Annotated in this window: 22 protein-coding genes and 1 pseudogene; 10 read left to right on the top strand and 13 right to left on the bottom strand. The window is 64.6% G+C overall.

Annotated features, from left to right (window positions below; all coding sequences use genetic code 11):
- Positions 1-56: 56 nt before the first annotated feature.
- The 5 genes and pseudogenes from leuC (at position 57) to asd (ending at position 5,382) form a co-directional block, all read left to right on the top strand.
- A complete protein-coding gene (gene leuC, locus ABMD26_RS04865) occupies positions 57-1,490 on the top strand; it encodes a 3-isopropylmalate dehydratase large subunit (RefSeq protein WP_134721543.1) in 1,434 nt (477 codons plus the stop codon).
- The gene (gene leuD, locus ABMD26_RS04860) at positions 1,487-2,128 is read left to right on the top strand and encodes a 3-isopropylmalate dehydratase small subunit (RefSeq protein ID WP_134721542.1); all 642 of its coding nucleotides are present in this window, start codon (positions 1,487-1,489) and stop codon (positions 2,126-2,128) included. The genes leuC and leuD overlap by 4 nt, the downstream gene beginning before the upstream one ends.
- A 174-nt stretch (positions 2,129-2,302) precedes the next feature.
- Positions 2,303-3,061 carry a class I SAM-dependent methyltransferase gene (locus tag ABMD26_RS04855; protein ID WP_134721541.1) on the top strand — a complete coding sequence of 253 codons (759 nt, stop codon included), beginning with the start codon at positions 2,303-2,305 and terminating at the stop codon, positions 3,059-3,061.
- Positions 3,062-3,119: 58 nt separating this feature from the next.
- Positions 3,120-4,202: a 3-isopropylmalate dehydrogenase gene (leuB, locus tag ABMD26_RS04850; RefSeq protein ID WP_056843282.1), complete on the top strand. Its 1,083-nt coding sequence runs from the start codon at positions 3,120-3,122 to the stop codon at positions 4,200-4,202.
- A gap of 66 nt (positions 4,203-4,268) precedes the next feature.
- Positions 4,269-5,382 (top strand): annotated as a pseudogene (asd, locus tag ABMD26_RS04845) (aspartate-semialdehyde dehydrogenase).
- A 273-nt stretch (positions 5,383-5,655) separates the two neighbouring features.
- On the opposite strand, the gene ABMD26_RS04840 reads toward asd, so the two are convergent.
- Positions 5,656-6,471, bottom strand: coding sequence for a prolipoprotein diacylglyceryl transferase family protein (locus ABMD26_RS04840; RefSeq protein WP_354308427.1), 816 nt, complete (start codon positions 6,469-6,471; stop codon positions 5,656-5,658).
- 207 nt (positions 6,472-6,678) lie between these two features.
- Between ABMD26_RS04840 and ABMD26_RS04835 the strand changes: the two genes are divergently transcribed.
- Positions 6,679-7,362: a response regulator gene (locus tag ABMD26_RS04835; RefSeq protein ID WP_320522159.1), complete on the top strand. Its 684-nt coding sequence runs from the start codon at positions 6,679-6,681 to the stop codon at positions 7,360-7,362.
- Positions 7,359-8,684, top strand: a complete 1,326-nt coding sequence (locus ABMD26_RS04830) for an ATP-binding protein (RefSeq protein WP_320522160.1) — start codon at positions 7,359-7,361, stop codon at positions 8,682-8,684. Before ABMD26_RS04835 ends, ABMD26_RS04830 begins: the two co-directional genes overlap by 4 nt.
- Positions 8,685-8,695: 11 nt before the next feature.
- Here ABMD26_RS04830 and ABMD26_RS04825 read toward each other — a convergent pair whose 3' ends face one another.
- On the bottom strand, positions 8,696-9,154 hold the full coding sequence (locus ABMD26_RS04825; RefSeq protein WP_134721536.1) for a hypothetical protein: 459 nt from the start codon (positions 9,152-9,154) through the stop codon (positions 8,696-8,698).
- A gap of 146 nt (positions 9,155-9,300) precedes the next feature.
- Here ABMD26_RS04825 and ABMD26_RS04820 point away from each other — a divergent pair, with 146 nt between their 5' ends.
- Complete coding sequence (locus ABMD26_RS04820) at positions 9,301-9,897, top strand: tRNA-uridine aminocarboxypropyltransferase (protein WP_320522161.1); 597 nt, start codon at positions 9,301-9,303, stop codon at positions 9,895-9,897.
- A 3-nt stretch (positions 9,898-9,900) separates the two neighbouring features.
- On the opposite strand, the gene ABMD26_RS04815 is transcribed toward ABMD26_RS04820, so the two are convergent.
- The 9 genes from ABMD26_RS04815 to arsC form a co-directional block, all read right to left on the bottom strand.
- Positions 9,901-10,554 carry an HAD family hydrolase gene (locus ABMD26_RS04815; RefSeq protein WP_056843276.1) on the bottom strand — a complete coding sequence of 218 codons (654 nt, stop codon included), beginning with the start codon at positions 10,552-10,554 and terminating at the stop codon, positions 9,901-9,903.
- 24 nt (positions 10,555-10,578) lie between these two features.
- Positions 10,579-11,568 (bottom strand): ABC transporter ATP-binding protein, encoded by a 990-nt coding sequence (locus ABMD26_RS04810; protein ID WP_320522163.1) that lies wholly within the window; start codon positions 11,566-11,568, stop codon positions 10,579-10,581.
- A 1-nt stretch (position 11,569) separates the two neighbouring features.
- On the bottom strand, positions 11,570-12,367 hold the full coding sequence (locus ABMD26_RS04805; RefSeq protein ID WP_354308423.1) for an ABC transporter permease: 798 nt from the start codon (positions 12,365-12,367) through the stop codon (positions 11,570-11,572).
- Positions 12,354-13,196: an ABC transporter permease gene (locus ABMD26_RS04800; protein WP_354308421.1), complete on the bottom strand. Its 843-nt coding sequence runs from the start codon at positions 13,194-13,196 to the stop codon at positions 12,354-12,356. The genes ABMD26_RS04805 and ABMD26_RS04800 overlap by 14 nt, the downstream gene beginning before the upstream one ends.
- A gap of 301 nt (positions 13,197-13,497) precedes the next feature.
- Positions 13,498-14,562, bottom strand: a complete 1,065-nt coding sequence (locus ABMD26_RS04795) for an ABC transporter substrate-binding protein (RefSeq protein WP_192065473.1) — start codon at positions 14,560-14,562, stop codon at positions 13,498-13,500.
- 276 nt (positions 14,563-14,838) lie between these two features.
- Positions 14,839-15,510, bottom strand: coding sequence for a DNA-3-methyladenine glycosylase I (locus ABMD26_RS04790; protein WP_043187466.1), 672 nt, complete (start codon positions 15,508-15,510; stop codon positions 14,839-14,841).
- Positions 15,511-15,523: 13 nt separating this feature from the next.
- A complete protein-coding gene (locus tag ABMD26_RS04785) occupies positions 15,524-16,264 on the bottom strand; it encodes a type I pantothenate kinase (RefSeq protein WP_354308418.1) in 741 nt (246 codons plus the stop codon).
- Positions 16,265-16,303: 39 nt separating this feature from the next.
- Complete coding sequence (gene wrbA / locus ABMD26_RS04780) at positions 16,304-16,909, bottom strand: NAD(P)H:quinone oxidoreductase (protein ID WP_354308416.1); 606 nt, start codon at positions 16,907-16,909, stop codon at positions 16,304-16,306.
- Positions 16,906-17,259, bottom strand: coding sequence for an arsenate reductase (glutaredoxin) (arsC, locus tag ABMD26_RS04775; RefSeq protein ID WP_049861061.1), 354 nt, complete (start codon positions 17,257-17,259; stop codon positions 16,906-16,908). The genes wrbA and arsC overlap by 4 nt, the downstream gene beginning before the upstream one ends.
- A 101-nt stretch (positions 17,260-17,360) precedes the next feature.
- On the opposite strand from arsC, the gene ABMD26_RS04770 reads away from it, so the two are divergent.
- Positions 17,361-17,846, top strand: coding sequence for a TlpA disulfide reductase family protein (locus ABMD26_RS04770; RefSeq protein ID WP_354308415.1), 486 nt, complete (start codon positions 17,361-17,363; stop codon positions 17,844-17,846).
- 20 nt (positions 17,847-17,866) lie between these two features.
- Here the strand turns inward: ABMD26_RS04770 and ABMD26_RS04765 are convergent, their stop codons facing one another.
- Both ABMD26_RS04765 and ABMD26_RS04760 read right to left on the bottom strand, forming a co-directional pair.
- Entirely contained in the window at positions 17,867-19,042 is a 1,176-nt protein-coding gene (locus ABMD26_RS04765; RefSeq protein ID WP_134721530.1) for a catalase family protein, read from the bottom strand.
- Positions 19,039-20,838 carry a di-heme-cytochrome C peroxidase gene (locus tag ABMD26_RS04760; protein WP_354308413.1) on the bottom strand — a complete coding sequence of 600 codons (1,800 nt, stop codon included), beginning with the start codon at positions 20,836-20,838 and terminating at the stop codon, positions 19,039-19,041. The genes ABMD26_RS04765 and ABMD26_RS04760 overlap by 4 nt, the downstream gene beginning before the upstream one ends.
- A gap of 364 nt (positions 20,839-21,202) precedes the next feature.
- Here ABMD26_RS04760 and ABMD26_RS04755 point away from each other — a divergent pair, with 364 nt between their 5' ends.
- Positions 21,203-24,994, top strand: a complete 3,792-nt coding sequence (locus ABMD26_RS04755; RefSeq protein WP_354308411.1) for a bifunctional nitrate reductase/sulfite reductase flavoprotein subunit alpha — start codon at positions 21,203-21,205, stop codon at positions 24,992-24,994.
- The last annotated feature ends 195 nt before the right edge of the window (positions 24,995-25,189 follow it).

Raw genomic sequence — 25,189 nt, 5'->3', positions numbered from 1 at the left:
CAAGCCAAGCGGTTATTGGCATAGAAAGATTAGAAACACTGATGAGGAAACGTCTGATGGCCGGCAAAACGCTCTACGACAAGCTCTGGGATTCGCATTTGGTCAAGCAGCGCGACGATGGTTCGGCGCTGATCTACATCGACCGTCACATCATCCACGAAGTGACTTCGCCCCAGGCGTTCGAAGGGTTGCGACTGGCCGGCCGCAAACCATGGCGCATCGACGCCAACATCGCCACGCCCGATCACAACGTGCCGACCACACCGGAACGCAAGGGCGGCATCGGTGCCATCGCCGACCAGGTGTCGCGTCTGCAGGTGCAGACCCTGGACGACAACTGCGATGAATACGGCATCACCGAATTCAAGATGAACGACGTGCGCCAGGGCATCGTTCACGTGATCGGTCCGGAGCAGGGCGCGACCTTGCCCGGCATGACCGTGGTCTGTGGCGACTCGCACACCTCGACCCACGGTGCCTTTGGTGCCCTGGCCCACGGTATCGGTACCTCGGAGGTCGAGCACGTGCTCGCCACGCAGTGCCTGGTGGCCAAGAAAATGAAGAACATGCAGGTGCTGGTCGAAGGCACCTTGCCGTTCGGCGTCACCGCCAAGGACATCGTGCTGGCCGTGATCGGCAAGATCGGCACCGCCGGCGGCAATGGCCATGCCATCGAGTTCGCCGGCAGCGCCATTCGCGATCTGTCGGTGGAAGGCCGCATGACCATCTGCAACATGTCCATCGAGGCCGGCGCCCGCGTGGGTCTGGTGGCCGCCGATGAAAAGACCATCGCCTACGTCAAGGGTCGCCCGTTCGCGCCCCGTGGCGGCGATTGGGACAAGGCGGTGGAGTCCTGGAAAGGGCTGGTGTCCGACGCCGATGCCCATTTCGACACCGTGGTGCGTCTGGATGCCGCGCAGATCAAGCCACAGGTCAGCTGGGGCACGTCGCCGGAGATGGTCCTGGCCGTGGATCAGAACGTGCCGGATCCGGCCCGTGAGGCGGATCTGGTCAAACGCGGTTCCATCGAGCGTGCCTTGAAATACATGGGCCTGACCGCCAACCAGGCGATCACCGATATCCAGCTCGACCGTGTGTTCATCGGTTCGTGCACCAATTCGCGCATCGAAGACCTGCGCGCCGCCGCCGTCATCGCCAAGGGCCGCAAGGTGGCCTCGACCATCAAGCAGGCGATCGTCGTGCCGGGCTCGGGCCTGGTCAAGGAGCAGGCCGAAAGCGAAGGCCTGGACAAGATCTTTCTCGAGGCAGGCTTCGAGTGGCGCGAACCGGGCTGCTCCATGTGTCTGGCGATGAACCCGGATCGGCTGGAGTCGGGCGAGCATTGCGCGTCGACCTCCAACCGCAACTTCGAAGGCCGTCAGGGCGCCGGTGGGCGTACCCACCTGGTCAGCCCGGCCATGGCCGCCGCCGCCGCCGTTGTCGGCCGTTTCGTCGACGTTCGTGAATTGATCCAGGGGAGCGCAGCATGAAAGCCTTTACTCGTCACACCGGCCTGGTCGCTCCGTTGGATCGTGCCAACGTGGACACCGACCAGATCATTCCCAAGCAGTTCTTGAAGTCGATCAAGCGCACCGGCTTCGGCCCGAACCTGTTCGACGAGTGGCGCTACCTGGATGTGGGGCAACCTTACCAGGACAACTCCAAGCGCCCGCTGAACAAGGATTTCGTGCTCAACCATGAGCGTTACCAAGGCGCCAGCGTGTTGCTGGCGCGGGAGAATTTCGGTTGCGGCTCCAGTCGCGAGCACGCGCCGTGGGCGTTGGACGAGTACGGTTTCCGCACCGTGATCGCACCCAGCTATGCCGACATTTTCTTCAACAACAGCTTCAAGAACGGCCTGCTGCCGATCATCCTCAGCGATGCGGAAGTCGATGAGCTGTTCAAGCAAGTCGAGGAAGCGCCGGGTTACCAGTTGACCGTGGACCTGGCCGCGCAGACCGTGACCAGCCCGAGCGGCAAGGTGTACAGCTTCGAGATCGACGAGTTTCGCAAGCACTGCCTGCTCAACGGGTTGGATGATATCGGGCTGACCTTGCAGGATGGGGAAGCCATTGCGGCGTTCGAGGCCAAGCATCGGGCGAGCCAGCCCTGGTTGTTTCGCGATTGATTGATTGATTGATGTAGGCAGGTTTGGCCTCTTCGCGGGCAGAGGGCTCGCCGCCCGCCCCGCTCCCACCTGTTCCCTTTATGACAGATGGGTGGAGACCCTGTGGGAGCGGGCTCTGCCCGCGAAGAGGCCGGCAAGTCCACCACAAACCCAGGCACAAGGAAGCCCAGCCACATGACCCAGCACAGCCAAGTCGTGCAGAAACAGTTCGGCGAACAGGCCTCGGCCTACCTGAGCAGCGCCGTTCACGCCCAGGGCGTGGAATTTGCGCTGCTTCAGGCGGAACTGGCCGGCCAGTCCCAGGCTCGGTTGCTGGATCTGGGTTGCGGCGCCGGGCACGTCAGCTTTCACTGCGCGCCACTGGTCAAGCAGGTGGTGGCCTATGATCTGTCGCAGCAGATGCTCGATGTAGTCGCCAGCGCCGCCCACGAGCGAGGGCTGGGCAACGTCAGCACCCAACGTGGTCCGGCCGAACAGCTGCCGTTCGCCGATGGCGAGTTCGACTACGTCTTCAGCCGCTACTCGGCCCACCACTGGAGCGACCTGGGCCTGGCCCTGCGCGAAGTGCGTCGTGTGCTCAAGCCCGGTGGCGTGGCGTGCTTCATCGACGTGATGTCGCCGGGCAACCCGCTGCTCGATACCTATCTGCAGAGCGTGGAAGTGCTGCGCGACACCAGTCATGTGCGTGACTACAGTGCCGGCGAATGGCTGAGCCAGGTCAATGCGGCCGGGCTGCAGGTGCGCGGGCATACACGCCAGCGCCTGCGCCTTGAATACGTGTCCTGGGTCGAGCGCATGCGCACCCCCGAGGTCATGCGTGCGGCCATCCGCACCTTGCAGCAAGCCGTAGGCGCCGAGGTGCGCGAGTATTACCAGATCGACGACAATGGCTCGTTCAGCACCGACGTGCTGGTGTTGTGGGCCCAGCGTTGAGCATTCATTCACGGCCTGCCCGAGGGCGCGCCGTATTACCGGAATTAACGAGGAAAGCATGAGCAAGCAGATTCTGATTCTCCCAGGCGACGGCATTGGCCCGGAAATCATGGCCGAAGCGGTCAAGGTGCTGGAGCTGGCCAACGACAAGTTCCAGCTGGGCTTCGAGCTGGCCCATGACGTGATCGGTGGCGCAGCCATCGACAAGCACGGCGTGCCGCTGGCCGATGAAACCCTGGAACGCGCCCGTGCCGCCGATGCGGTGCTGCTGGGTGCCGTGGGCGGCCCGAAATGGGACAAGATCGAGCGCGACATCCGCCCGGAGCGCGGCCTGCTGAAAATCCGTTCGCAGTTGGGCCTGTTCGCCAACCTGCGTCCGGCCATTCTTTATCCGCAACTGGCGGACGCTTCCAGCCTGAAGCCGGAAATCGTTGCCGGGCTGGACATTCTCATCGTCCGTGAGCTGACCGGTGGCATCTACTTCGGCGCCCCCCGTGGCACCCGTGAACTGGAAGGCGGCGAGCGCCAGGCGTATGACACGCTGCCCTACAGCGAGAGCGAAATCCGCCGCATCGTGCGCGTGGGCTTCGACATGGCCCAGGTGCGCGGCAAGAAGCTGTGCTCGGTGGACAAGGCCAACGTATTGGCATCCAGCCAGCTGTGGCGCGAAGTGGCCGAAGAGATCGGCAAGGATTATCCCGACGTCGAGCTGAGCCACATGTACGTCGACAACGCCGCCATGCAGCTGGTGCGGGCGCCGAAACAATTCGACGTGATGGTCACCGACAACATGTTCGGCGACATTCTTTCCGATGAAGCGTCGATGCTCACCGGCTCCATCGGCATGTTGCCCTCGGCCTCCCTGGACGCGCACAACAAGGGCATGTACGAGCCGTGCCACGGTTCGGCACCGGACATCGCCGGACAGGGCATCGCCAACCCGCTGGCGACCATCCTCTCGGTGTCGATGATGCTGCGCTACAGCTTCAATCAGCACGCGGCCGCCGATGCCATCGAGCAGGCTGTCAGCCTGGTCCTGGACCAGGGCTTGCGCACCGGCGATATCTGGTCCGAAGGCAACGCGCGGATCGGTACGCAGGAAATGGGCGATGCAGTAGTCGCCGCGCTGCGGAATCTGTAATCTCTTGGGCCCGCTGCGACTTTCAATCGAAAGCAGCGGCCCACTTTTCAAGAAGGTGTAGTTGCGATGAAACGTGTAGGTCTGATCGGTTGGCGCGGCATGGTCGGTTCCGTGCTCATGCAGCGGATGCTGGAAGGAGCAGGATTTCGATCTTATCGAGCCGGTGTTTTTCACCACTTCCAATGTGGGCGGCCAAGGGCCTGCGGTGGGCAAGGACATTGCTCCGCTCAAGGATGCCTACAGCATTGAAGAGCTGAAGACACTCGACGTGATCCTGACCTGCCAGGGTGGCGACTACACCAGCGAGGTATTCCCCAAGCTGCGCGAGGCCGGCTGGCAGGGCTACTGGATCGACGCCGCCTCCAGCCTGCGCATGCAGGATGACGCGGTGATCGTGCTCGACCCGGTCAACCGCCGCGTGATCGACCAGCAGCTCGATGCCGGCACCAAGAACTACATCGGCGGCAACTGCACCGTGAGCCTGATGCTCATGGGCCTGGGCGGCCTGTTCGAGGCCGGTCTGGTGGAGTGGATGAGCGCCATGACCTATCAGGCGGCGTCCGGTGCCGGTGCGCAGAACATGCGCGAGCTGATCAAGCAGATGGGCAGCACCCATGCCTCGGTGGCCGATGACCTGGCCAACCCGGCCAGTGCCATTCTGGACATCGATCGCAAGGTGGCCGAGGCCATGCGCGGCGAGGGTTATCCGACCGAGAACTTCGGTGTGCCGCTGGCCGGCAGCCTGATTCCGTACATCGACAAGGAGCTGCCGAACGGGCAGAGCCGTGAAGAGTGGAAGGCTCAGGCCGAGACCAACAAGATCCTGGGTCGCTTCAAGAGTCCGATTCCGGTGGACGGCATCTGCGTGCGCATCGGCGCCATGCGCTGCCACAGCCAGGCGCTGACCATCAAGCTGAACAAGGACGTGCCGATGGCGGACATCGAAGGCCTGATCAGCCAGCACAACCCGTGGGTCAAGCTAGTGCCCAACAGCCGTGAAGCGAGCATGCAGGAGCTGACCCCGACCCAGGTCACCGGCACGCTGAACATCCCGGTCGGACGCCTGCGCAAGCTGAACATGGGCTCGCAGTACCTGGGCGCGTTTACCGTCGGCGACCAATTGCTGTGGGGCGCCGCCGAGCCGTTGCGCCGCATGCTGCGGATTCTGCTGGAGCGTTGATTTCCTCGGGTTCGCTGGGTCCGCCAGCCGAACCGCACCGACCGCCGACGCGGCTTGCGCCGCTGCTACAGGGGCATGCGGTCTCTGTAGCAGCGGCGCGAGCCGCGTCCGGGTTTATTGCGGTCTTTCAGGCATATCGCGTTCACCGCCGACGCGGCTTGCGCCGCTGCTACAGGGGGGCGCGAGCCGCGTCCGGGTTTATCGCGGTCTTTCAGGCATATCGCGTTTACCGCCGACGCGGCTTGCGCCGCTGCTACAGGGGGGCGTCGGCGGTTACTGGTTTTCGAAGGCTTCCAGCGCGTGGTTCAGGCTGGCAGTCGACAGCTCGCCCAGATGGCTGCCCAGCAGCTTGCCGTCGGCGCTGTAGAACAGCGTGGTTGGCAGCGCGACGGAACCCAATGCGCGGCCCAGATCGCCCTGGCTGTCGAATGCCACCTGTTGCAGATCCAGCCCCATGGTTCCCGCAAAGCTTGCGACGATCTGTGCGGTTTCGCCGTGGTTGACGAACAGGAAACGGACCTGCGGATGGCGTTTCTGCATGTCCAGCAGCACTGGCATTTCCCGTCTGCAAGGCGGGCACCAGCTGGCCCAGAGATTGATCACCAGCGGCTGCCCTGCGTAACTGCGCAGCGCCACAGGCTCACCTGCTGCAGTGTGCAGGGTGACGTCGGGCAATTGCGCGTGGCGTTCCTGCAGGTACCACTGGCTGGCCAGACTGGTGACGGCCCAGAACGTCAGGCCGCTGACCAGGCTTGTGCCCAAGGTGACACGCGCCAGTGGGCGCCGCCAGGCATACACCAGCGCCGTCACGCCGCTCACCGCAAGCCCCGGCCATAGCAGGAAGCCGCCATCGCGGATATCGGGAATCTGCCACGGATCGGCACGGTACTGCGCCCAGTACCGCATCACGAAAGCGACGCGCGCCACCACCAGGCCCAGCAGGAACAGGCGAAAGATCAGCACTTCGGGATTGCTGCCCAACCCGCGCCGCGACATCTGCCAACCCACGACGCTGGCCAGGCCCAAGGCCAGCAGTATCAGCAGGTGATGCAGGGAAAGCGCGAATGGCCCCACGGAAAGGCTGAGCATTGGCAGGGGTCTCTTGAAGTGATCCGGCAAGTATGGCGGTATCAAGGTTAACCGATGGTTAACCCAACCTGCATGATCGGTCCGGTTCCGACAGACACACCGCGCCGCGTTTTTTGCGGCCGATGCCCGTCGTCACGGGCGTTTGGGCGCATAATGTTGTGTTAATCACGGCCTGTCACCGTGGGCATTTATCCTTCGAGCGCTGTCATGCACGTATTGCTTTGCGAAGACGATGACCTGATCGCCAGCGGCATCGTTGCCGGGCTCAATGCCCAGGGTCTGAACGTCGATCGAGTGGCCACGGCTTCTGCCGCCCAGGCCATGCTGCAGGCCGCCAGCTTCGATGTGATGGTGCTGGATCTTGGGCTGCCCGACGAGGATGGCATCAAGCTGCTGCAACGGTTGCGCCATAAGGGCGAGGCGCTGCCGGTGCTGGTGTTGACCGCCCGCGACAGCGTCAGCGATCGGGTTGCCGGTCTGCAGGCCGGCGCCGACGACTACTTGCTCAAACCCTTCGACCTGCGTGAACTGTGCGCGCGCCTGCACACCCTGCAGCGCCGAGTGGCCGGGCGGACCCTGAACATGATCGAACACGGCCCTTTGCAACATGACCCCAGCACCCGCCAGACCTGGCTGGCCGGCCAGGCCGTCGACCTGTCCCGTCGCGAGCAGGCGCTGTTGTACGCCCTGCTGCAGAACCGAGGCCGCGTGCTCTCGGGCGAGCAGCTCAAGGACAGTGTCTATGGCTTCAGCGACGAAGTGGAAAGCAATGCGTTGAACGTTCACATCCACCATCTGCGGCGCAAGCTGGGCAACGGCATCGTCGAAACCGTCCGCGGCCTGGGCTATCGCTTGGGGCCGGCCCAGGCCGCAGCGCAGGGGCCGCAATGAGCCTGCGCCTGCGCTTGAGTCTGATTCTGGGCACGGCCTTCGTGCTGATCTGGGCGCTGGCCGCGACCTGGATGTTCCGCGACTTGCGCAGCCAGATGATGTTCTCTCTCGACCAGCGCCTGGTGGCGTCGGCGCGCATGGTCGCCGGCCTGGTCGATCGGCTGCCGCAACCGTTGTCCGCGCAGGGCGAGGGCACCCGCTTCAGTGCCGATCAATGGAGCATCCCGGATGGCATCGCCTGCCAGGTCAGCTCGCTGCGTGGGGAAATCCTCGCCCGCAGCCATGGCAATGCCGATCAGGTGCTGGACGACCAGCGCACCGGCTTCCACGATCAGGAGATCGATGGTGAACACTGGCGCAGTTTCACCCTGGCTCGGGACGATGTGCGGATCACCACCGCAGACCGCGAGCTGGAACGCGAGGCATTGAACCGTTCGGTACTACTCGCCGCTTCCGCACCGGTACTGATGGCCCTGCTGGGCAGCATCGCGATGCTCTGGCTGGGCATCGGCAAAGGCCTGGCGCCCCTCAATCGCATGTGCGAGGCGCTGCGCAAGCGCGACGTCGATGCCCTTGAACCCCTGGCGCTGAAGTCGCTGCCCAGTGAGTTGCAACCGCTGCTGGAAACCCAGAACCAGCTGTTCCTGCGCATTGGCCGTACCCTGGAACGGGAACGGCAGCTGACCGGTGATGCGGCCCATGAACTGCGCAGTCCCTTGACCGCGATCAAGACCCACCTGCAGGTGGCCCGCATGACGGCCGGGCTCGCCCACGAACAGGCGCTGGGCCATGCCGAGGAGGGCGCCGACCGCCTGCAGCGCACCCTTGAACAATTGCTCTTGCTGGCAAGGGTCGAAGGCAGCCTGTCGTTCGACGATGGCGCACCGTGCAGCGCCGAACAGGTGGCGCGCCTGGCCATCGGCGACGCTCGCCCGGAGGAACGCTGGCGGGTCGAATTGCACGTCCCCCCGCGGCTGCCCTCAATAGCCCTGGGCATGCCATCGACCCTGGCGGTACAGGCACTGCGCAACCTGATCGACAACGCGCTACGGCATAGCCCTGATCAGGCGCCGGTCTGGCTAACGCTGGCCACGGAGCCTGGCTGCGTGTGCTTCACGGTCCGCGACTTCGGCCCTGGCATCGCCGCGCAAGACCTGGAACACCTGACCCAGCGCTTCTGGCGCAGCCGTTCCAGCACCGGTTGCGGGCTGGGCCTGGCCATCGTTCAGGCGATCGCCCAGCGTTGCGGCTGTACCTTGCACTTCGACAGTACCGAAGATGGCTTGCGCGTCAGCTTCAAGGTCCCGTTCCGACCGGTATAATCGCCGTTGGCTCAGCGTGCGGACAGCGCGCTGGCCAGTTGCTGCGAATCGCTGAAGGTCTTGATGTCCACCACGACACCGTCCTTGAGCTCCAGCCACTGCACGGTTTCGCGGTCGCCGTCGTAGCGCGGTGCGACGCGGCCTTCCTGGTCCAGCAGAATGCGATAGTTGAGTTTCTTCATGCCCGGAATGGCGATCCACTTGGCCACCGACGGCATGTACTGGATATCGGCGATGTACGCCGCGTGCCGCGAGTCGAGAAAGTCCTTGGGCCGTTTTTCCATGGCCGTACCCATCAACTGGGCGGCGGCCATGCTGCGCGCGACGATGATCAGTTGGGTCTCGTCGCTGAGCGAGTAGGGTTGTTGGAACTGATCGAGCAGGGTCCAGGGGGCCAGCCGTTCGCCAACTTCCGTGGCCTGGGCGGTAAGGGACAGCAAGCTGAAAAGTAATGCGCAGCAGTATTTCATTGCGGCAGGGTCCTGGGACAGTGGGGCTCACATTAGAGCGGATCGGCCACCGGGGTACAAAGGTTTAGCGGCCCGGTGCGCGACTTTTTCGCGCGCGCGCGTTCGACCCGGTATTGCCGCCGCGCGGCCTCATGGCACAATTGCGTATGTCCAGACCTCAATGCCCTCGCTGCCAACGTCCTCAGGCCCTGTGCCTCTGCGCGTTGATCCCGAACCTGCCCAGCCGAACGCGGGTGCTGATCCTGCAGCATCCCAGCGAGGTGAATCACGCGCTGAATACGGCGCGCCTGGCCGCGCTTGGACTGCAGAACTGCGAGATCAGGGTCGGCGAAATCTTCACTGACCTGGCCCGGTGGCTGGCGCAGCCAGGCTATCAGCCCTGCCTGTTGTTTCCCGACGAGCGCAGTGAAGCCTTGAGTGCCTACGCGCCAGAGGCTCAGTCGCGGTTGCTGGTGGTGCCCGACGGCACCTGGCGCAAGGCGCGCAAACTGCTGCACCTCAACCCGCTGCTCGCCGACCTGCCCAGGGTTCAGCTGGCCGCTGCCGAGCCCTCGCGTTATCGGCTGCGCAAGGCACCGGGTCCGGGCGCGCTGTCGACCCTGGAGGCCATCACCCAGGCTCTGGAGGTACTCGAAGCACCGGCCTCGTTCCAGGCGCTGCTCAAGCCCTTCGACGCACTCATCGAAGGGCAGATCGCCGCCATGGGCGAAGAGGTTTATCTGCGCAACCATCAACGCCAGTAATCATCAACGCCAGTGATGAATCGGCCAGCCGGCCTTTTCGGCGTGCTCGCGCAGTACCGGGTCGGGATTGACCGCATGGGGGAAGGGCACTTCCAGCAGCAGCGGCAGGTCGTTGCGAGAGTCCGAATAGAAGCTGGCGCCTTCCAGGGTTTCGCCCTCGTCGTGCATCCATTCGCGCAGGCGCTTGATCTTGCCCTCGCGGTAGGTCAATACGCCGACCGTATTGCCACTGTAGCTGCCGTGGTTGAGTTCCAGGTCGATCGCCAGCACGTCGTCGACACCCAGGCGCTCGGCAATGGGCTGAACCAGATGAACGCCGGAAGCGGAAATTATCAGAATGCGATCGCCGGCTGCACGGTGTGCGGCGATGGTGCGGGTGGCGTCGCTGAAAATGATCGGCTCGATGAAGTCCTCGACCCAGGGCCCGACCAGGTGTTCGACCTCCTCAGGCGAGCGCCCGAGCATCGGCTCCAGGCTGAACGCCATGTAGTCTTCCATGGCCAGCCGACCCTCGCTGTAGGCCTGCATCAACTCCTGGTCGCGTTGCATGAAGGACTCGGGGTCGACCCAGCCCAGGCGACCCATCTGCTCGCTCCAGAGTGAAGAGCAGTCGCCGTGGATCAGGGTTTCGTCGAGATCGAAAATCGCTAGAGCCATATGAAACCTCCCTTGGAAAGGTGCTCAGGCTACCGCACAAAGTGCGTCCGGCCCAATCGTCAGGGACACCCGCTGGCCGTCGGGCAGCAGGTCGGCGGCGGTGCGGTTGAGCACATCCACCACCAGCAGTACGCCATGGGCCTGCACGCGGTAGCGGATCACGTTACCCAGCAGGCTGTGGCTGCGGATTTCACCCTCCAGCGAGCCGCTCGAACCCAGCTCGATGGCTTCCGGACGAATCGCCACCCGGGTATGGATAGGTCGCTGCAACAGGGCACTGGCCTGGGCAGCATCAAGCAGGTTGTAGTTGCCGATGAAACCGGCGGCGAAGGCGTCCGCCGGTGCCGTGTACAGGCTCTGCGCGTCGCCGCTCTGGACGATGCGGCCCTTGTTCATCAGGAAGATGCGGTCGCTCATGGTCAGCGCCTCTTCCTGATCGTGGGTGACGAAAATCGTGGTCAGCCCGAGTTCGCGCTGGATCTGCCGGATCTGTTCGCGCAGGTGCTTGCGGATGCGTGCATCCAGCGCCGACAGGGGCTCGTCGAGCAGCAGCAGACGCGGCCGGGTGACCAGCGAGCGGGCCAGCGCCACTCGCTGGCATTGCCCGCCGGACAATTGATGGGGGTAACGCTTGGCGAACTCGTCCAGTTCCACCAGCGCCAGCACCTCGGCCACGCGGCGGGTGTTTTCGGCGCCCTTGACCTTCTGCATGCGCAAGCCGAACGCGACGTTCTGTTCCACGTTCATGTTGGGAAACAGCGCATAGCTCTGGAAAACCATGCCGATGTCGCGCTTCTGCGGACCGAGCGGGGCAAGGTCCTGGCCATCGAGCAGGATGCGCCCGCCGTTGATCGGCGTCAGTCCGGCGATCGCCCGCAGCAGGGTCGACTTGCCACAACCGGACGGCCCGAGCAGGGTGATGAATTCACCCCGTTCGATGGTGAAGCCGATATCGCTGAAGACTTCGGTGTTGCCGTAGCGCTTATCCAGTCTTTCGACGCTGACGAAGCTCATATCAGTCTTTGTCCTTGTTCAAGCGGTTCGCACCCCAGGTGAGCAGCAACACGAAGAAGAAATAGGAAATCACCAGCGCGCTGCTGAAGTGGCCGCTGCTGTTGCGCATGTTGTTCAAATAAACCTGCAGGGTTTCGTAGCGGGTGCCGACCAGCAGGTTGGCGAAAACGAACTCGCCGAATAGGAACGAGAACGACAGCAGCAGGGCGATCATCAGGCCCTTGCGCAGGTTGGGCAGCACCACCAGAAACGCTGCCTGGAAGGTGCTGGCGCCGAGCAACTGGGCAGCGTCCATCAGGTCGCGCAGGTTGATCGCCTGCAGATTGTTGGTGATGGCTCGGTACATGAAGGGCAGGGCCACGGTGAAGTAGCAGCCGATCAGGATCCACGGCGTGCCGACCATGGCCAGCGGGCCCGAGCCGTACAGGTTCAACAGGCCCACGGACGACACTACCGGCGGCACGGCGAAGGGCAGCAGGATGAGGATGTTCATCAGCGCATCCAGCCTGGGGAAGTGGTAGTGCACGGCGAACAGCAGCGGCAGGATCAGCAGCACCGACAGCACCAGCGCGCCCACGCAGACCACCAGCGACTGGCCGAAGGCCTGCAGGAACCGCGGGTCGCCCCACAGTTGCAGGTACCACTTGAAGGTCAGGCCGCTGGGCAGGATCGACGCCGACCAGCTGGTGGCCAACGAATACAGCAGGGTGCCGGCCAAGGGCAGCAGCAGGATCAGGAACAGCAGCCACACCACGATTCTGTGGTAGAGGCCGGGGGCCTTGTGTTCAGCGCGCGACATGGTAGCTCCTGCGCAGTAGCCATTGATGGACCAGGGTGACCAGGGTCATCAGCCCCACCAGAATCATCGCCAGGGCGCTGGCCAGGTTGGGGTCCAGGCTGATGTCGCCGGCCACCATGGCGGCGATGCGGATCGGCAGCACGTTGAAATTGCCGGTGGTCAGGGCGTACACCGTGGCGTATGCGCCCAGGGCATTGGCCAGGAGGATGACGAAGGTGCCCAGCAGCGCCGGGGTCAGCACCGGCAGGCCGATGTAGCGCCAGTAGGCCCAGCCGTTGGCGCCGAGCAGCGCGGCGGACTCGCGCCAGTCTTCGCGCAGGGCGTCGAAGGCGGGGTAGAGCAGCAGGACGCCCAGCGGGATCTGGAAATAGGTGTAGGTGATGATCAGGCCGGTCTTGGAGTAGAGATTGAAATCGTCGATCAGGCCGCTCTGCTTGAGCGCCAGGGTGATCGCGCCGTTGAAGCCCAGCAGGATGATGAAGGCGAAGGCCAGCGGCACGCCGGAGAAGTTGCTGGTCATGTTGGCGAAGGCGCTGACGAAATCCCGCAGCCGCGAGTCGACCCGGCGCAGGGAGTAGGCACCGATGACGGCGATGACGATGCCGAACAGGCTCGACCAGAAGCTGATTTCCAGGCTGAACTGGATGGCCTGGCGGTAGAACCGCGAGCCGAAAGCCTTGCTGAAATTGTCCAGGCTCCAGCCGGCGTCGGTCTGCACGCTGTGGATGGCCACCCAGGCGAGGGGGGCGATCTGGAAGACGATGAAGAACAGGGCGAAGGGCGCCAGCAGGAGCAGGGCCAGGGTTCTGCCGCGGGTGGGGGTGGTCACTGCTGGAGGGCTCCGGGGTTGCGGGGTGTCAGGGGGTTGGTGGTGGGCCCTTCGCGGGCAGAGACCCGCTCCCACAAGGATTGACGCTTCTGCTCCTGTGGGAGGGCCAGGGTTCTGCCGCGGGTGGGGGTGGTCACTGCTGGAGGGCTCCGAGGGGCGGGGTGTCAGGGGGATTGGTGGTGGATTCTTCGCGGGCAGAGGGCTCAGCCGCCCGCCCCGCTCCCACAGGAATTGACGCTCCTGCTCCTGTGGGAGCGGGTCTCTGCCCGCGAAGGGGCCCTACCTGATGCACCGCAGGCAATCACTGCATCTCGAAGATGACCTGTTCCTGCCACTGTTGGGGCAGGGCCTTGGCGCTGGCTTCCCAGACGTCCGGGTTCTTGATCGGGGTGACGTTGCGGTACTGCTCGGCCGGCAGCAGCTTGGCCGCGACATCTTCCGGCAGCTTGATGTGGTCGGCGCGGATCGGCCGTGCATAGCCGCGCGCCAGGTTGATCTGGCCGGCATCGCTGAGGATGTACTCACGCGCCAGCTTGGCGGCGTTCGGGTGCTTGGCGTACTTGTTGATGATCGTGGTGTAGCCGGAAATCACCGAGCCATCCGAAGGAATCAACACGTCAAAGCGTTTCGGATCGATCTGATCGCGATAGCTCAGGCCATTGAAGTCCCAGACCACGCCCACCTCGATCTCGCCTTTTTCCAGGGTCTGGATGGTCGGGTTGGCCAGCGACAGGCGCTTCTGTTTCGCCAGCTCGGTGAACAACTGCAGGCCAGGGGCCAGGTTGCTTTCGTCACCCTTGAACGCGATCGCCGCCGCGAGCACCCCGTTGGCCGCCTGGGCTGCAGTGCTGACGTCGCCGATCGCTACCTTGTACTTGCCGTTCTTCAGATCCGCCCAGCTTTTGGGCGCGTCTTCGGCTTTGACCAGTTGCTTGTTGATGATGAACGCGATGGTGCCGGTGTAGGCCAGCATCCAGTGGCCATCGGCGTCCTTGGCCCAGTCGGGAATCTGCGCCCAGGTGGAAGGCTTGTACGGCTGGGTCACGCCCTGTTTGGTGGCAATGGGGCCGAACGCTGCACCGACATCGCCGATATCGGCGCTGGCGTTGTCCTTCTCGGCGGCGAACTTGGCCACTTCCTGGGCCGAGCTCATGTCGGTGTCCATGTGCTTGAGGCCGTACTTGTTGGCCAGGTCTTCCCAGGTACCCTTCCAGTTGGCCCAGGCATCGGGCATGCCGACGCTGTTGACCGTGCCTTCGGTCTTGGCCGCGGCTTCCAGGGTTTGCAGATCGGTATCCGCGGCCGAAGCCAGGTTGCACAACGCGATGCTCGAACCTAACAGTGTGGCCAGGAAAAGCTTTTTCATCCGGTGCTCCTATGGGCGCCTATCGAAACGAGGGGAGTGTCGACGATTGGATTGATCAGGATCAGCAATACCCGAGCCAACGTAGGGGACACGCATGACATTTTGACGTCGAGCGCGTCGGCCGCAGGCATGCTCAGGGCTGTCAGGCCCCTGGAAATCAAGCGTAGACGAGATTTGCCGTTTCGATCGATACGGCGCGAGGGCAGTTGCAAGCAGGGATGTACGGAGTAGTAGCCGGGCAGGGCCGCCAAGCGGGCCCCGCGAGGCGCAGAGGGATCAGTGGTTCACGGTAAAGGCCAGCATCGCCGACAGCTGACACATCGGCCGGCCGCTTTCGGCATGCCACTGGTTGAATGCGGCCTGCACGGCCGCCTGATCGCGCTTGGAACTGGGCACCTTGTCGACGATCTCCTGGGCATTCAGCGCGGCCACCACGTCCCAGCTGGGAATGAAGGTGTCCTTGCCGATCATGCGCAGGAAGCGCGGCGCCGACAGCCCACCCATCTGGTTGCCGTGCTTGGCGATGTACTGCCACAAGCCGGTGATGTCTTCCACCGGCCAGTCGGCGATGAAATCACCGAAGCTGCCATGCTCCATGGCCACGTCGAGAATCATCTGCGCGTTGCGCGGGACGCTCTTGAGCTTGCCGAAATGGCGAATGATGCGGGTGTCCTGCATCAGCCGTTCCAGGCGCTCGGCGCCCATGAGCACGATCTTCTCCGGGTCGAAGCCGAAGAACACCTCTTCGAAGGCAGGCCACTTGGAGTCGACCAGGCTGTGCTTGAGGCCCGCCCGAAAGACCCGCAGGGCCATGGTCGAGAGGTAGCGGTCGGCGCTGATCTTGCGCAGTTGCGCCGGCGACTTGGCCGTCGGCAGACGTGCCTCCAGCGCTTTCTGCGAGCCGAAGCGATTAAGGCAGTACTCGTTCAGCCACTTGTAGTCTTGCATGGAACCGGTGTCCTCAACTGCTGGATGAATGCACGGGCAGGTCGCCTTCGCGCAGCCAGACCTCGTCGATGCGGTGGTCCGGTGCCTTGTGCAGAACCATCTGCGCCCGATCGCGGGTCACCAGGATGTTTTCCGTGAGGTTCTTCAGGTTGACCTCTTCCCACAAATAGTCGGCGCGCGCCTGTGCAGCGTCGCCCGATAGAGTGGTCAGGCTCATGAAGCGTTCCATGTACCAGTGACGAATGTCGGCGGTAGGGGCATCCAGGTAGATGGAGAAGTCGTGGGCGTGGTCCAGCTGGAGGATGTTCAGCCCCTCCAGAATCAGGATGTCCGGCTGGTCGATCAGGTGGAAGTGCTCGTCGATGTCCTTGATCGCCTGGGAATAGACCGGGACCTGCAAACCACGGACGCCCTGCCTGAGATCATGCAGGAACGCCTTCAGGTCGTCGGTGCGGTAGCTTTCCGGGAAGCCCTTGCGCGGCATCAGCTGACGCGCTTCCAGGATCCGGTTGGGATACAGGAATCCATCGGTGCTGACCACATCGACCCGCGGTGCTTCCGGCCAGCCCTCGAACCGTTCCTTGAGCAGCGTGGACAGGGTGCTCTTGCCCACGGCGACGCTGCCGGCGATGGCCACCACGAAGGTGTGCCGATGGCCTTGATAGTGCTCGCGGATGTGTTCGCTGATCCAGGCCAGCGGCGACTCGTCGCCGAACGCCATGGCGGGGTACTTGGTGTAGGCGTGGATGCTCAAGCGTGGCCCGCCATCGTGCGATGCACTCTACGATCGGACTTAGCCACGCGCAGTGCTCAGCAGCTGTGCGGTCTGGCCCAGGCGTTTGCCCAGTGCCCGACACAGGGTTTTCTCGTGCTCGTCGAGCACGCGCTTGCCATCGGCACCGGCATGATGGCTGGCGCCGTAGGGGGTGCCGCCGCCCCGGGTTTCCACCAGGGCCGACTCGCTGTAGGGCAACCCGGTGATGAGCATGCCATGGTGCAGCAGGGGCAGGAGCATCGACAACAGGGTGGTTTCCTGACCGCCGTGCAGGCTGGCGGTGGACGTGAACACCCCGGCCGGCTTGCCGACCAGGTCGCCGCTGAGCCACAGGCTGCTGGTGCCGTCGAGGAAGTACTTGAGCGGCGCAGCCATGTTGCCGAAGCGCGTCGGGCTGCCCAGGGCCAGGCCGGCGCAGTTCTTCAGGTCGTCGAGGCTGGCGTAGACCACGCCCTGCTCGGGAATCGACGGTGCCACGGCTTCGCACTCGGTCGAAACCGCCGGCACGCAGCGCAGGCGCGCTTCCAGCCCACTGGCTTCGACGCCGCGGGCGATCTGGCGGGCCATCTCGGCGGTGGCGCCATGGCGGCTGTAATAGAGCACCAGGATGTAGGGTGTGTTCACGCAATGATCTCCAGTACGTTTTCCGGTGGCCGGCCGATCACCGCGCGTTCGCCGTTGACCAGAATGGGCCGCTCGATCAGCTTGGGATGCGCGGCCATGGCTTGCACCAGGTGTTCCTCGCCCAGGGTGGCGTCGGCCAGGTCCAGGGTTTTGTATTCTTCTTCACCGGTGCGCAACAGTGCCCTGGCACTGATGCCCAGCTTGCCCAGCAGCGTGTGCAGGGTGGCGGCATCGGGAGGCGTTTCCAGGTAGCGCACGATGACGGGCTCGAGCCCACGGGCTTGCAAAAGCTCCAACGCCGCGCGGGATTTGGAGCAGCGCGGGTTATGGTAAAGGGTCAGATCGGTCATGGGAAAAGTCGCCTCCGGCATCCAGTGGCGGGTATTCTAACCACGTGGCGATGATCGGTCGCCTTTTTCGCATAGCTGCAGGAATGAGGAAGGGTAGATCCATGAAATGGCGTATCAAGGCCCGCTTCGCACCGTTGGCGGGCCTGCTGTTGGCGGTCGCGCTGCTGGGTGGTTGTGGGGGTGACTACGGCCCTGATCAGCATGGCAACCCGGTCAGCGCCAAGACGCTGGACGAGCACTGGCTGGTGGTCAACTACTGGGCGGTGTGGTGCGGACCCTGCCGCCGCGAGATTCCCGAACTCAATGCGCTGTCGCAGAGCCTGCAAGGGCAGGGCGTGCGGGTGCTCGGAGTGAATTTCGACAACCTTCAGGGTGAGGAATTGAGCGCCGCCGCCCAGACGCTGGGGATCGATTTCCCGGTACTGGCCCAGGACCCGGCGCCGCGTTTCGCCCTGCCGCGCAGCCAGGGTTTGCCGGTCACCTACATCATCGATGACCAGGGCAAGCTGCGCGAGCAATTGATGGGCGAGCAGACCGCCGCTGGCATCAAGGCGCGTCTGGCGGCCTTGCAGGGCAACGGCAACTGAGTTGCGGTCCAGGACCGTGCTCACCTGACGCCATTGCGTTCCAGTCGATAGGCGCTGACCGCCTCGTACACCGCCTTGCGCAGGCGGTTGATGCCGCCGATGGGGCGATGCGCCTCGATCCCGTGCCAGGGGCTGAAACTGAGGTTGTCGCACATCAGGTTCTGCGCGGGTGTGTCGAAATCCTGAGCCGGCACCTGGATGTGGGCCACGGTCTGGAAGGGCGCATCGCTTTCCTTCCACTGCACGCTGGTGTCTTCGATGGGCATGTAGCGCGTGGCGTCCTGCGTCTGGATCTGCAGGGCGAAGCAGGCTGGCTGACGATCGGTGGACAGTTGCTGGTACAACGCCGAGCGCAGGAAGTTGGGTACGTCGCGGTTCTGCGCCGGTGGCGTATAGGCCGGGCACGTTCCCGCTTCCGGGGTGACGCGGAACTTGGCATTGAGGTTGCCGAACTTGTACGGCGACACGGAAAAGTAGGTGGTCAGCAGCGGGCTGGGCGGTGCTTCGGACAAGGTCGCCAGGGCGATGAACAGGTGCCGCACCTGCCATTGGCGCGGGTCCCAGCCTGGCAGAAAGGCCATCACCTTCTTGCCGTCGGCCTGAGCCGCCACGTTCTGGCGATACTCGGCCACGTCGCTGACGAAGAAGTTGGCATGGTTGAACATGACGAAATCCTGCTCGCCACGTCCCTGCTGGCTGGGCAACAGCTGATCGCCGGGCACGCCCAGCAGCTTGATGGCCATGCCGCGTGCGTCCTTCATGTTGTCGAACTGCGGATAGGCGTTGCCGTTGGACAGCCGCATCCAGGCTTGCCAGGTCTTGCCCGGTTCGCTGAACACACCCTGGCGCAGTGCCGGATCCAGATCGGTGGCCACGCTGACCTGCGCCTGCACGCAGCCATGCGCCTTGGCGTGGGCGTCGCGCAGGTAGCGGGTGGGTTCGCGGTGCTGGTCGACGATGCGGATGGCGGTCTGGATGATGTCCTGGGTCATCGCCGCTTCGCCGGCGGGAATCTGCTCCTGGGCCGAGACCGGCCCGGAGAACTTCCAGGCGTACCACACCGTGGCCAGCAACCAACCCAGCAGGCCCAGGACGATCAGTCCCAGCACCGTCTTGAACAGCCAGGTACCCAGGCGCAGCCAGAAGCGGCCGATGGGGCCGGGCGGCGTCGAATCGATCGAGGGACGGTTGATCATGGCAGTCGTTTCTCCAGTGGCCCACCCAGGACCTTGAGGTATTCGAGCAGCGCCCAGCGCTCCTCGGGCTGCAGCAGGCGACCGATCACCCCGGCCCCCAGCGGGCCGTCGCGGAATTCATGGCCACTGTTGGCGTTGCCGGTCAGGCGCGTGTCGTAGAGGAAACCGCCGGGGAAGGCTTCGCTGCGGTAACCCAGGTGCGCCGGGTCGTATTCCAGGTTGCCACGGTAGAAGGTGACCGAGCGCTCGTCTTGCGGCGACAGCAGTTGATAGAGGCTGGGCACCGAACCGTTGTGCAGGAACGGCGGGGTGGCCCAGACGCCGGCCAGGGGGCGGGCCTTGTACGCGCGCAGTTCACGCACGCCGATGTCCATGCCGAAGCCGTTCAGCCGTGCCTGTTCCTGCGGGCCGATGCCGGCCTGGCGGTAGGCCCGCGCCTCGACGAAGGCGGTGACGTAGGCCAGTGCCTTGGCCACGGAAATGTGCTTGAGGTCGAGCGGCTCGTTGGGATCTTCCAGCTGCACGTTCATGGTCTTGAGGGCCTGCACGTCCCAGTTCAGCGCGCTTACATCGAAACGATGATCGGCGATGTTGTTGGCAGCGCTAGGGTCGGTGCCCATGTAGTCGACCGAGCGCATCTGCAGCTTGGCCACGGGGCGCGGTCCGCTGTGGTCCACCGGGGGCACGTGGCAGGCCGCGCAGTTTTCCTGGAACAGCTGCCGGCCCTGGGCGGCACGGGTCAGATCGACCTGGCCCAGCACCGCTTCGGGCCACTGCGGCGCGGGCAGACGCTCCACGGCTTGTTCGATGCGGTACAGGTCCATGACCCGCACGCTCGAGGGGTAGCGTTCGTCGCCCATCAGGGGCTGGCCGTGGGAGTCGAAGAATTCCAGGGTCGCGCCCACGCCCAGCGCCTCACCGATGTTGCGCGCCATCGGCTGCTGGGCCGAACCGTTCCACTGCACCCAGTCGAACGTCCAGATGTCCCACAAGTGTGGATAGTCGACCGGCGCGTTGGCGACGCGATAGTTGTCGGCACTGATGGCGTCGCCGAAGGTGGCGTTGGCGATGCGGCCAAACGCATCCGCGCGGCCGGGCCCTTCCTGGACGGGGTACAGGCCGCGATGGGTGTCGTTCCAGGCGGTGTGCAGGAAGCTGTTCAGCGAGGCCTTGAGCGCTGCGCGCAGGGCGTCGTGCCCGGCCTCGTAGCCTTGCTCGCCGAGCACCGCCAGGGCGAAGCGCTCGAACTTCCAGGGGTTGTAGTAGGTGGCCGCCATGCTCGCCGCCAGCGCCTGGCCGAAATCGCCGCCGCGCAGGGTCGGCACCGTGGCGGGCAGCACGTGCTGCGCGGTGCCGCCGTCTACCCGCAGCGCCGTGCCGTTGAAGCGCAACTCACCGGTGTGGCACGCGGCGCAGCTGATGTCGAGAAACTGCGTGTCGCCGTTTTCGCTGGGATGCCGGGTGAAGCCTATGGGCAAGTCGTGCGTATTCTGCGCGTGGCCCGGTTCGATCAGGAAGCCGAAACGGCCGAGGTTTTCCGGCGCTGCGAAGCGTTGCGTGGAAAACGGCTGTTCCAGGTTGACGAACCAGTCGTAGTGCAGGCCCTTGACCTGGGTCCCCTGGGGGGTGAAGTAGTAGGTGTCGCGGTCGGCGTCGCTCCAGTCCTGCAGGTAGTGCAGGTCGCGGGCAGGGCTGTAGGCCGGCAGGTTGGGGTAGGCGATGTAGTAGGCGATGACGGCGACGGCCAACAGCGCAGCCACCAGCACGATCATCACGCCTCGAATGAGCAAGCGCATGGGCACGGTCCTTGTGATAAGCGCGGCTTTATGCCTGAAAAACCCAGTGATGGCAACTGGCCTTTAGTCTAGTCCCGGCAATCTTTTCATAACGCGCAGACGCCCGTCGCATCGGTGCCAGCCTGTGGTGCGCGACGCACATAAAGGGTGCAGGTCACGGTCGATACGCCGCACCTGCGACCGGCTGCTTCCGTTCTTCGCTGCGGTCCGGATGATTGTGGCGCATGGATTGCAAGCCTGCGCACTACACAATGCAATCGATGCCGATTGCCTCCCACACGACAACGGTGCCGTGCTGCCCGCTCTGATGAGCGCAGGCAGCTGGCGCCGTTTTTGTTTTTGCCGTCAGCAGCGAGGAGGGTCGATGACCGCCACTTCAGTGCGTAGCGTGTGCCCCTACTGCGGCGTCGGCTGCGGTATCGTCATGACTGTCGAGAGCGGCCGCGTGGTCAAGGTCAGCGGCGACAAGCTGCATCCGGCCAACGCCGGACGCCTGTGCACCAAGGGCAGCACCTGCGCCCAGCCGCTCAGCGATCCGGGGCGCATGCAGCACGCCTACCTGCGCGAGAACCGTGACCACGAGCCGGTACAGTCGAACATGGATGCCGCCATCGCCGCAGCCGGCAGCCGCCTGCGGCAGATCCTCGATGAGCATGGCCCCGATGCCCTGGCCTTCTACGTCTCCGGGCAGATGTCGCTGGAAGCCCAGTACCTGGTCAACAAGCTTGCCAAGGGCTACGTGCGCACGCGGCATATCGAATCCAATTCGCGGCTGTGCATGGCCAGCGCCGGCAGTGGCTACAAGCTGTCGTTGGGTGCCGATGGCCCGCCCGGCTCGTACGATGATTTCGATCAGGCCGAGGTGTTTCTGGTGATCGGCGCGAACATGGCCGACTGTCATCCAATCCTGTTCCTGCGCCTGCTCGATCGCCTCAAGGCTGGCGCCAGACTGATCGTCGTCGACCCACGGCGCAACGCCACTGCCGACAAGGCCGACCTGTTCCTGCAGATCGAGCCGGGCACCGACCTGGCGCTGCTCAACGGTCTGCTGCACCTGCTGCACGCCAACGGCGCGACCGACCCGGCGTTCATCGCCGCGCACACCGAAGGCTGGGAGGACATGCCGGCTTTTCTGGCCGATTACACGCCAACCCGAGTCGCCGAGATCACCGGCCTCGACGAACAGGCGATCCGTCAGGCGGCGCAGTGGATCGGTGGCGCGGCCAACTGGATGAGTTGCTGGACCATGGGGCTGAACCAGAGCATCCACGGCACGTGGAACACCAACGCGCTGTGCAACCTGCACCTGGCCACCGGCGCCCTCTGCCGTCCGGGCAGCGGACCGTTCTCCCTGACCGGCCAGCCCAACGCGATGGGCGGGCGCGAAATGGGCTACATGGGCCCAGGCCTGCCGGGCCAGCGTTCGCTGCTGGTGGCGGCCGATCGGGCCCACGTCGAAACACTCTGGGGCATTGCCCCCGGCAGCTTGCGTGAAGAAGGCAACGCCGGCACCGTCGACCTGTTTCGGCAGATGGGCGAGGGCGCGATCAAGGCATGCTGGATCATCTGCACCAACCCGGTGGCCAGTGTCGCCAATCGCCAGCAGGTCATCGATGGCCTGCAGGCCGCAGAGCTGGTGATCACCCAGGATGCCTTTCTCGACACCGAGACCAACCGCTATGCCGACGTGCTGCTGCCCGCCGCGTTGTGGGCCGAGGCCGAAGGGGTGATGATCAACTCCGAGCGCAACATGACCCTGATGCGCAAGGCTGTCGACGCACCGGGGCAAGCCCTGCCGGACTGGCAGATCATCGCCAGGATCGCCTGCGCCATGGGCTTCGCCGAGGGCTTCGACTACACCAGCGCCGAGCAGGTCTATCAAGAGCTGCAACGCTTCGACAACCCGCAGAGCGGTTACGACATCCGCGGCGCCAGCTACGCGCAACTGCGCCAGCAGCCGCGCCAATGGCCCGCGCTGCCAGGACAGGAGGGGGCGCGCAGCCCGATTCGCTACCTCACCGAGGCAGGCGTGCGCTTTCCCACCGCAAGCGGTCGTGCGCGGTTCTTCGCCCGTCCGCACCTGCCAGCCGCCGATCTTCCCGACGCCGAGTTCGCAATGGTGCTCAACACCGGTCGCTTGCAGCATCAGTGGCACACCCTGACCAAGACCGGCAAGGTCGCCACCTTGAACCGGCTCGACCCTGGGCCGTTCATCGAACTCCATCCCGACGACGCCGAGCGTCTGGGCATCGGCGAGGCCGATCAGGTGCAGGTTCGCTCGCGGCGCGGCCATGCGGTATTACCGGCCCGTATCAGCGACCGGGTACGGCCGGGCAATTGCTTCGCGCCGTTTCACTGGAACGACGTGTATGGCAGCGATCTGGCCGTCAATGCCGTGACCAGCGACGCCACCGATCCGCTGTCGCACCAGCCGGCGTTCAAGTTCGCCGCCGTGGCGCTGCAACGCGTCGGCTCGCCGAAAATCGCCCTGCAGAACCTCGATGCCGACGTGCCTGAGGCTGTCGCGGCAAGCGACGGGCAGGCGGCCATCCAGGTGCTCTGGGCTTCGCAGACCGGCACCGCGCAGGCCATCGCCGAACGCTGCGCGCAGACCCTGCGCGAGCGTGGCGCATCGGTCGCTCTGCGTGGCCTGCACGAGATCACCCCGGCCGAGTTGCTCGCCGGCCGTGACCTGTTGCTGATCACCAGCACCTTCGGCGATGGCGATGCACCGGACAATGCCGCGCGCCTGTGGGCCCAGTTGCAGGCCACGCAGGCCGAGCCGCGTGAAGACCTGCGCTATGCCGTGCTGGCACTTGGCGACTCCAGTTACGCGCAGTTCTGCGGCTTCGCCCGCAAGCTGGACGAGCGCCTGACCCAATTGGGCGGCGAGCGTCTGCTCGAACGCGTCGAGTGCGAGCCTGACGATCAGGCACCTGCCGAGCGCTGGATACAGGCCGCCAGTCTGCTGCTTGCCGGACCCGCATCCAGTTCAGTGGCTGAATCGGTGGCCGGTTCGGTTGCGGCAGAAGCTGCGTTGTATACCCGTCAGCGACCCTGGCTGGCGCGGGTCCTGTACAATCAGGTACTCAACGCCGCTGGCACCGAGAAGGAAGTGCGCCATGTGGTGTTCGACTTGAAGGACAGCGGCCTGGTCTATGAAGCGGGCGATGCCCTTGGCGTATGGCCGAGCAACTGCATGAGCCTGGTCGAGGAACTGCTGGCCTGCCTCGGCCTGGACAGCAGCGAGCGGGTACTGCTCAAGGGGCACGGCGAGCAGCCGCTGGCAGTGGCGTTGCACAAGCATCTGGACATCACGCGCATCACGCCGCAGTGGCTGGCATTCCTGGGCGAGCGCTGCGCCGATCCGCTGTTGGCCTCGTTGCTCGAACCGGACAATGCTGGCCAACTGCAGCAGTGGTTGTGGGGTCGGCAACTGATTGATCTGCTCGAAGCCTTTCCGGTGACGCTGACCACCCAGGAACTGCTCGGCCTGCTCAAGCCCTTGCAGCCGCGGCTGTACTCCATCAGCTCCAGCGCCCGCACCGACCCGCATCAGGTGCACATCACCTTGTCGACCGTGCGTTACCAGTGCAACGAGCGCGTGCGCAGTGGCGTCTGCTCGGGCTTCCTGGCCGATCGCTCGGCAGCGGCGCTGGTGCCGATCTTCGTTCAAAAGACCCGTCAGTTCCGCGTGCCCAGCCAGGCCGATACGCCGATGATCATGGTCGGTCCGGGCACCGGCATCGCGCCGTTTCGCGCCTTCCTTCACGAGCGCCAGGCGCTGGGTCATCACGGGCGCAACTGGCTGTTGTTCGGCGAGCAACGCGAACACAGTGACTTCTACTACCGCGACGAACTGCACGCCTGGCTGCGCAGCGGGCATCTGCACCGGCTGGATACGGCGTTCTCCCGTGACCAGGCGGAAAAGATCTACGTCCAGGACCGCCTGCGCCAGCAGGGCGCCCAGGTGTGGCAATGGTTGCAGCAGGGCGGGCATTTCTATGTCTGCGGTGATGCCAGCCGCATGGCCAAGGATGTCGACGCAGTGCTGCGCGACGTGGTGGCGGAACACGGCGCCATGAGCACGGTGGAGGCCGAGGCTTACCTGGCCCAGTTGAGCCGGGACCGGCGTTATGTGCGGGATGTGTACTGAAAGGGTGCGGTGTGCACTGTCATGGGTCTTTGGATCAGGTGGGCCTCTTCGCGGGCAGAGCCCGCTCCCACAAGAGCCGTCAGCGTGATCTCAGTGTGGGAGCGGGCTCTGCCCGCGAAGAGGCCCCAACTGACACTCCCCAGACAAACCCTGGCACGCAACCTGCTTCCACCCTGACAAGTCCCAGGTGCTCAA

The organism is Pseudomonas sp. PvP001, assembly GCF_040546375.1.
In the GTDB taxonomy this organism is placed as follows: Bacteria; Pseudomonadota; Gammaproteobacteria; order Pseudomonadales; family Pseudomonadaceae; genus Aquipseudomonas; species Aquipseudomonas coleopterorum.
Note: the sequence above shows the minus strand (reverse complement) of the source record. Positions and strands in the feature narration are given on the sequence as shown.

Bases quoted from the DNA above. Each gene is read 5' to 3' on its own strand.
- ABMD26_RS04755 (WP_354308411.1), top strand. From the start codon at position 21,203: ATGACCGCCACTTCAGTGCGTAGCGTGTGCCCCTACTGCGGCGTCGGC.
- ABMD26_RS04840 (WP_354308427.1), bottom strand. From the start codon at position 6,471: ATGCTCAGCCTTTCCGTGGGGCCATTCGCGCTTTCCCTGCATCACCTG.
- ABMD26_RS04820 (WP_320522161.1), top strand. From the start codon at position 9,301: ATGTCCAGACCTCAATGCCCTCGCTGCCAACGTCCTCAGGCCCTGTGC.
- leuD (WP_134721542.1), top strand. From the start codon at position 1,487: ATGAAAGCCTTTACTCGTCACACCGGCCTGGTCGCTCCGTTGGATCGT.
- ABMD26_RS04815 (WP_056843276.1), bottom strand. From the start codon at position 10,554: ATGGCTCTAGCGATTTTCGATCTCGACGAAACCCTGATCCACGGCGAC.
- ABMD26_RS04770 (WP_354308415.1), top strand. From the start codon at position 17,361: ATGAAATGGCGTATCAAGGCCCGCTTCGCACCGTTGGCGGGCCTGCTG.
- leuC (WP_134721543.1), top strand. From the start codon at position 57: ATGGCCGGCAAAACGCTCTACGACAAGCTCTGGGATTCGCATTTGGTC.
- leuB (WP_056843282.1), top strand. From the start codon at position 3,120: ATGAGCAAGCAGATTCTGATTCTCCCAGGCGACGGCATTGGCCCGGAA.
- ABMD26_RS04790 (WP_043187466.1), bottom strand. From the start codon at position 15,510: ATGCAAGACTACAAGTGGCTGAACGAGTACTGCCTTAATCGCTTCGGC.
- ABMD26_RS04810 (WP_320522163.1), bottom strand. From the start codon at position 11,568: ATGAGCTTCGTCAGCGTCGAAAGACTGGATAAGCGCTACGGCAACACC.
- ABMD26_RS04835 (WP_320522159.1), top strand. From the start codon at position 6,679: ATGCACGTATTGCTTTGCGAAGACGATGACCTGATCGCCAGCGGCATC.
- ABMD26_RS04765 (WP_134721530.1), bottom strand. From the start codon at position 19,042: ATGATCAACCGTCCCTCGATCGATTCGACGCCGCCCGGCCCCATCGGC.
- ABMD26_RS04855 (WP_134721541.1), top strand. From the start codon at position 2,303: ATGACCCAGCACAGCCAAGTCGTGCAGAAACAGTTCGGCGAACAGGCC.
- ABMD26_RS04805 (WP_354308423.1), bottom strand. From the start codon at position 12,367: ATGTCGCGCGCTGAACACAAGGCCCCCGGCCTCTACCACAGAATCGTG.
- ABMD26_RS04830 (WP_320522160.1), top strand. From the start codon at position 7,359: ATGAGCCTGCGCCTGCGCTTGAGTCTGATTCTGGGCACGGCCTTCGTG.
- ABMD26_RS04760 (WP_354308413.1), bottom strand. From the start codon at position 20,838: ATGCGCTTGCTCATTCGAGGCGTGATGATCGTGCTGGTGGCTGCGCTG.
- arsC (WP_049861061.1), bottom strand. From the start codon at position 17,259: ATGACCGATCTGACCCTTTACCATAACCCGCGCTGCTCCAAATCCCGC.
- ABMD26_RS04795 (WP_192065473.1), bottom strand. From the start codon at position 14,562: ATGAAAAAGCTTTTCCTGGCCACACTGTTAGGTTCGAGCATCGCGTTG.
- ABMD26_RS04825 (WP_134721536.1), bottom strand. From the start codon at position 9,154: ATGAAATACTGCTGCGCATTACTTTTCAGCTTGCTGTCCCTTACCGCC.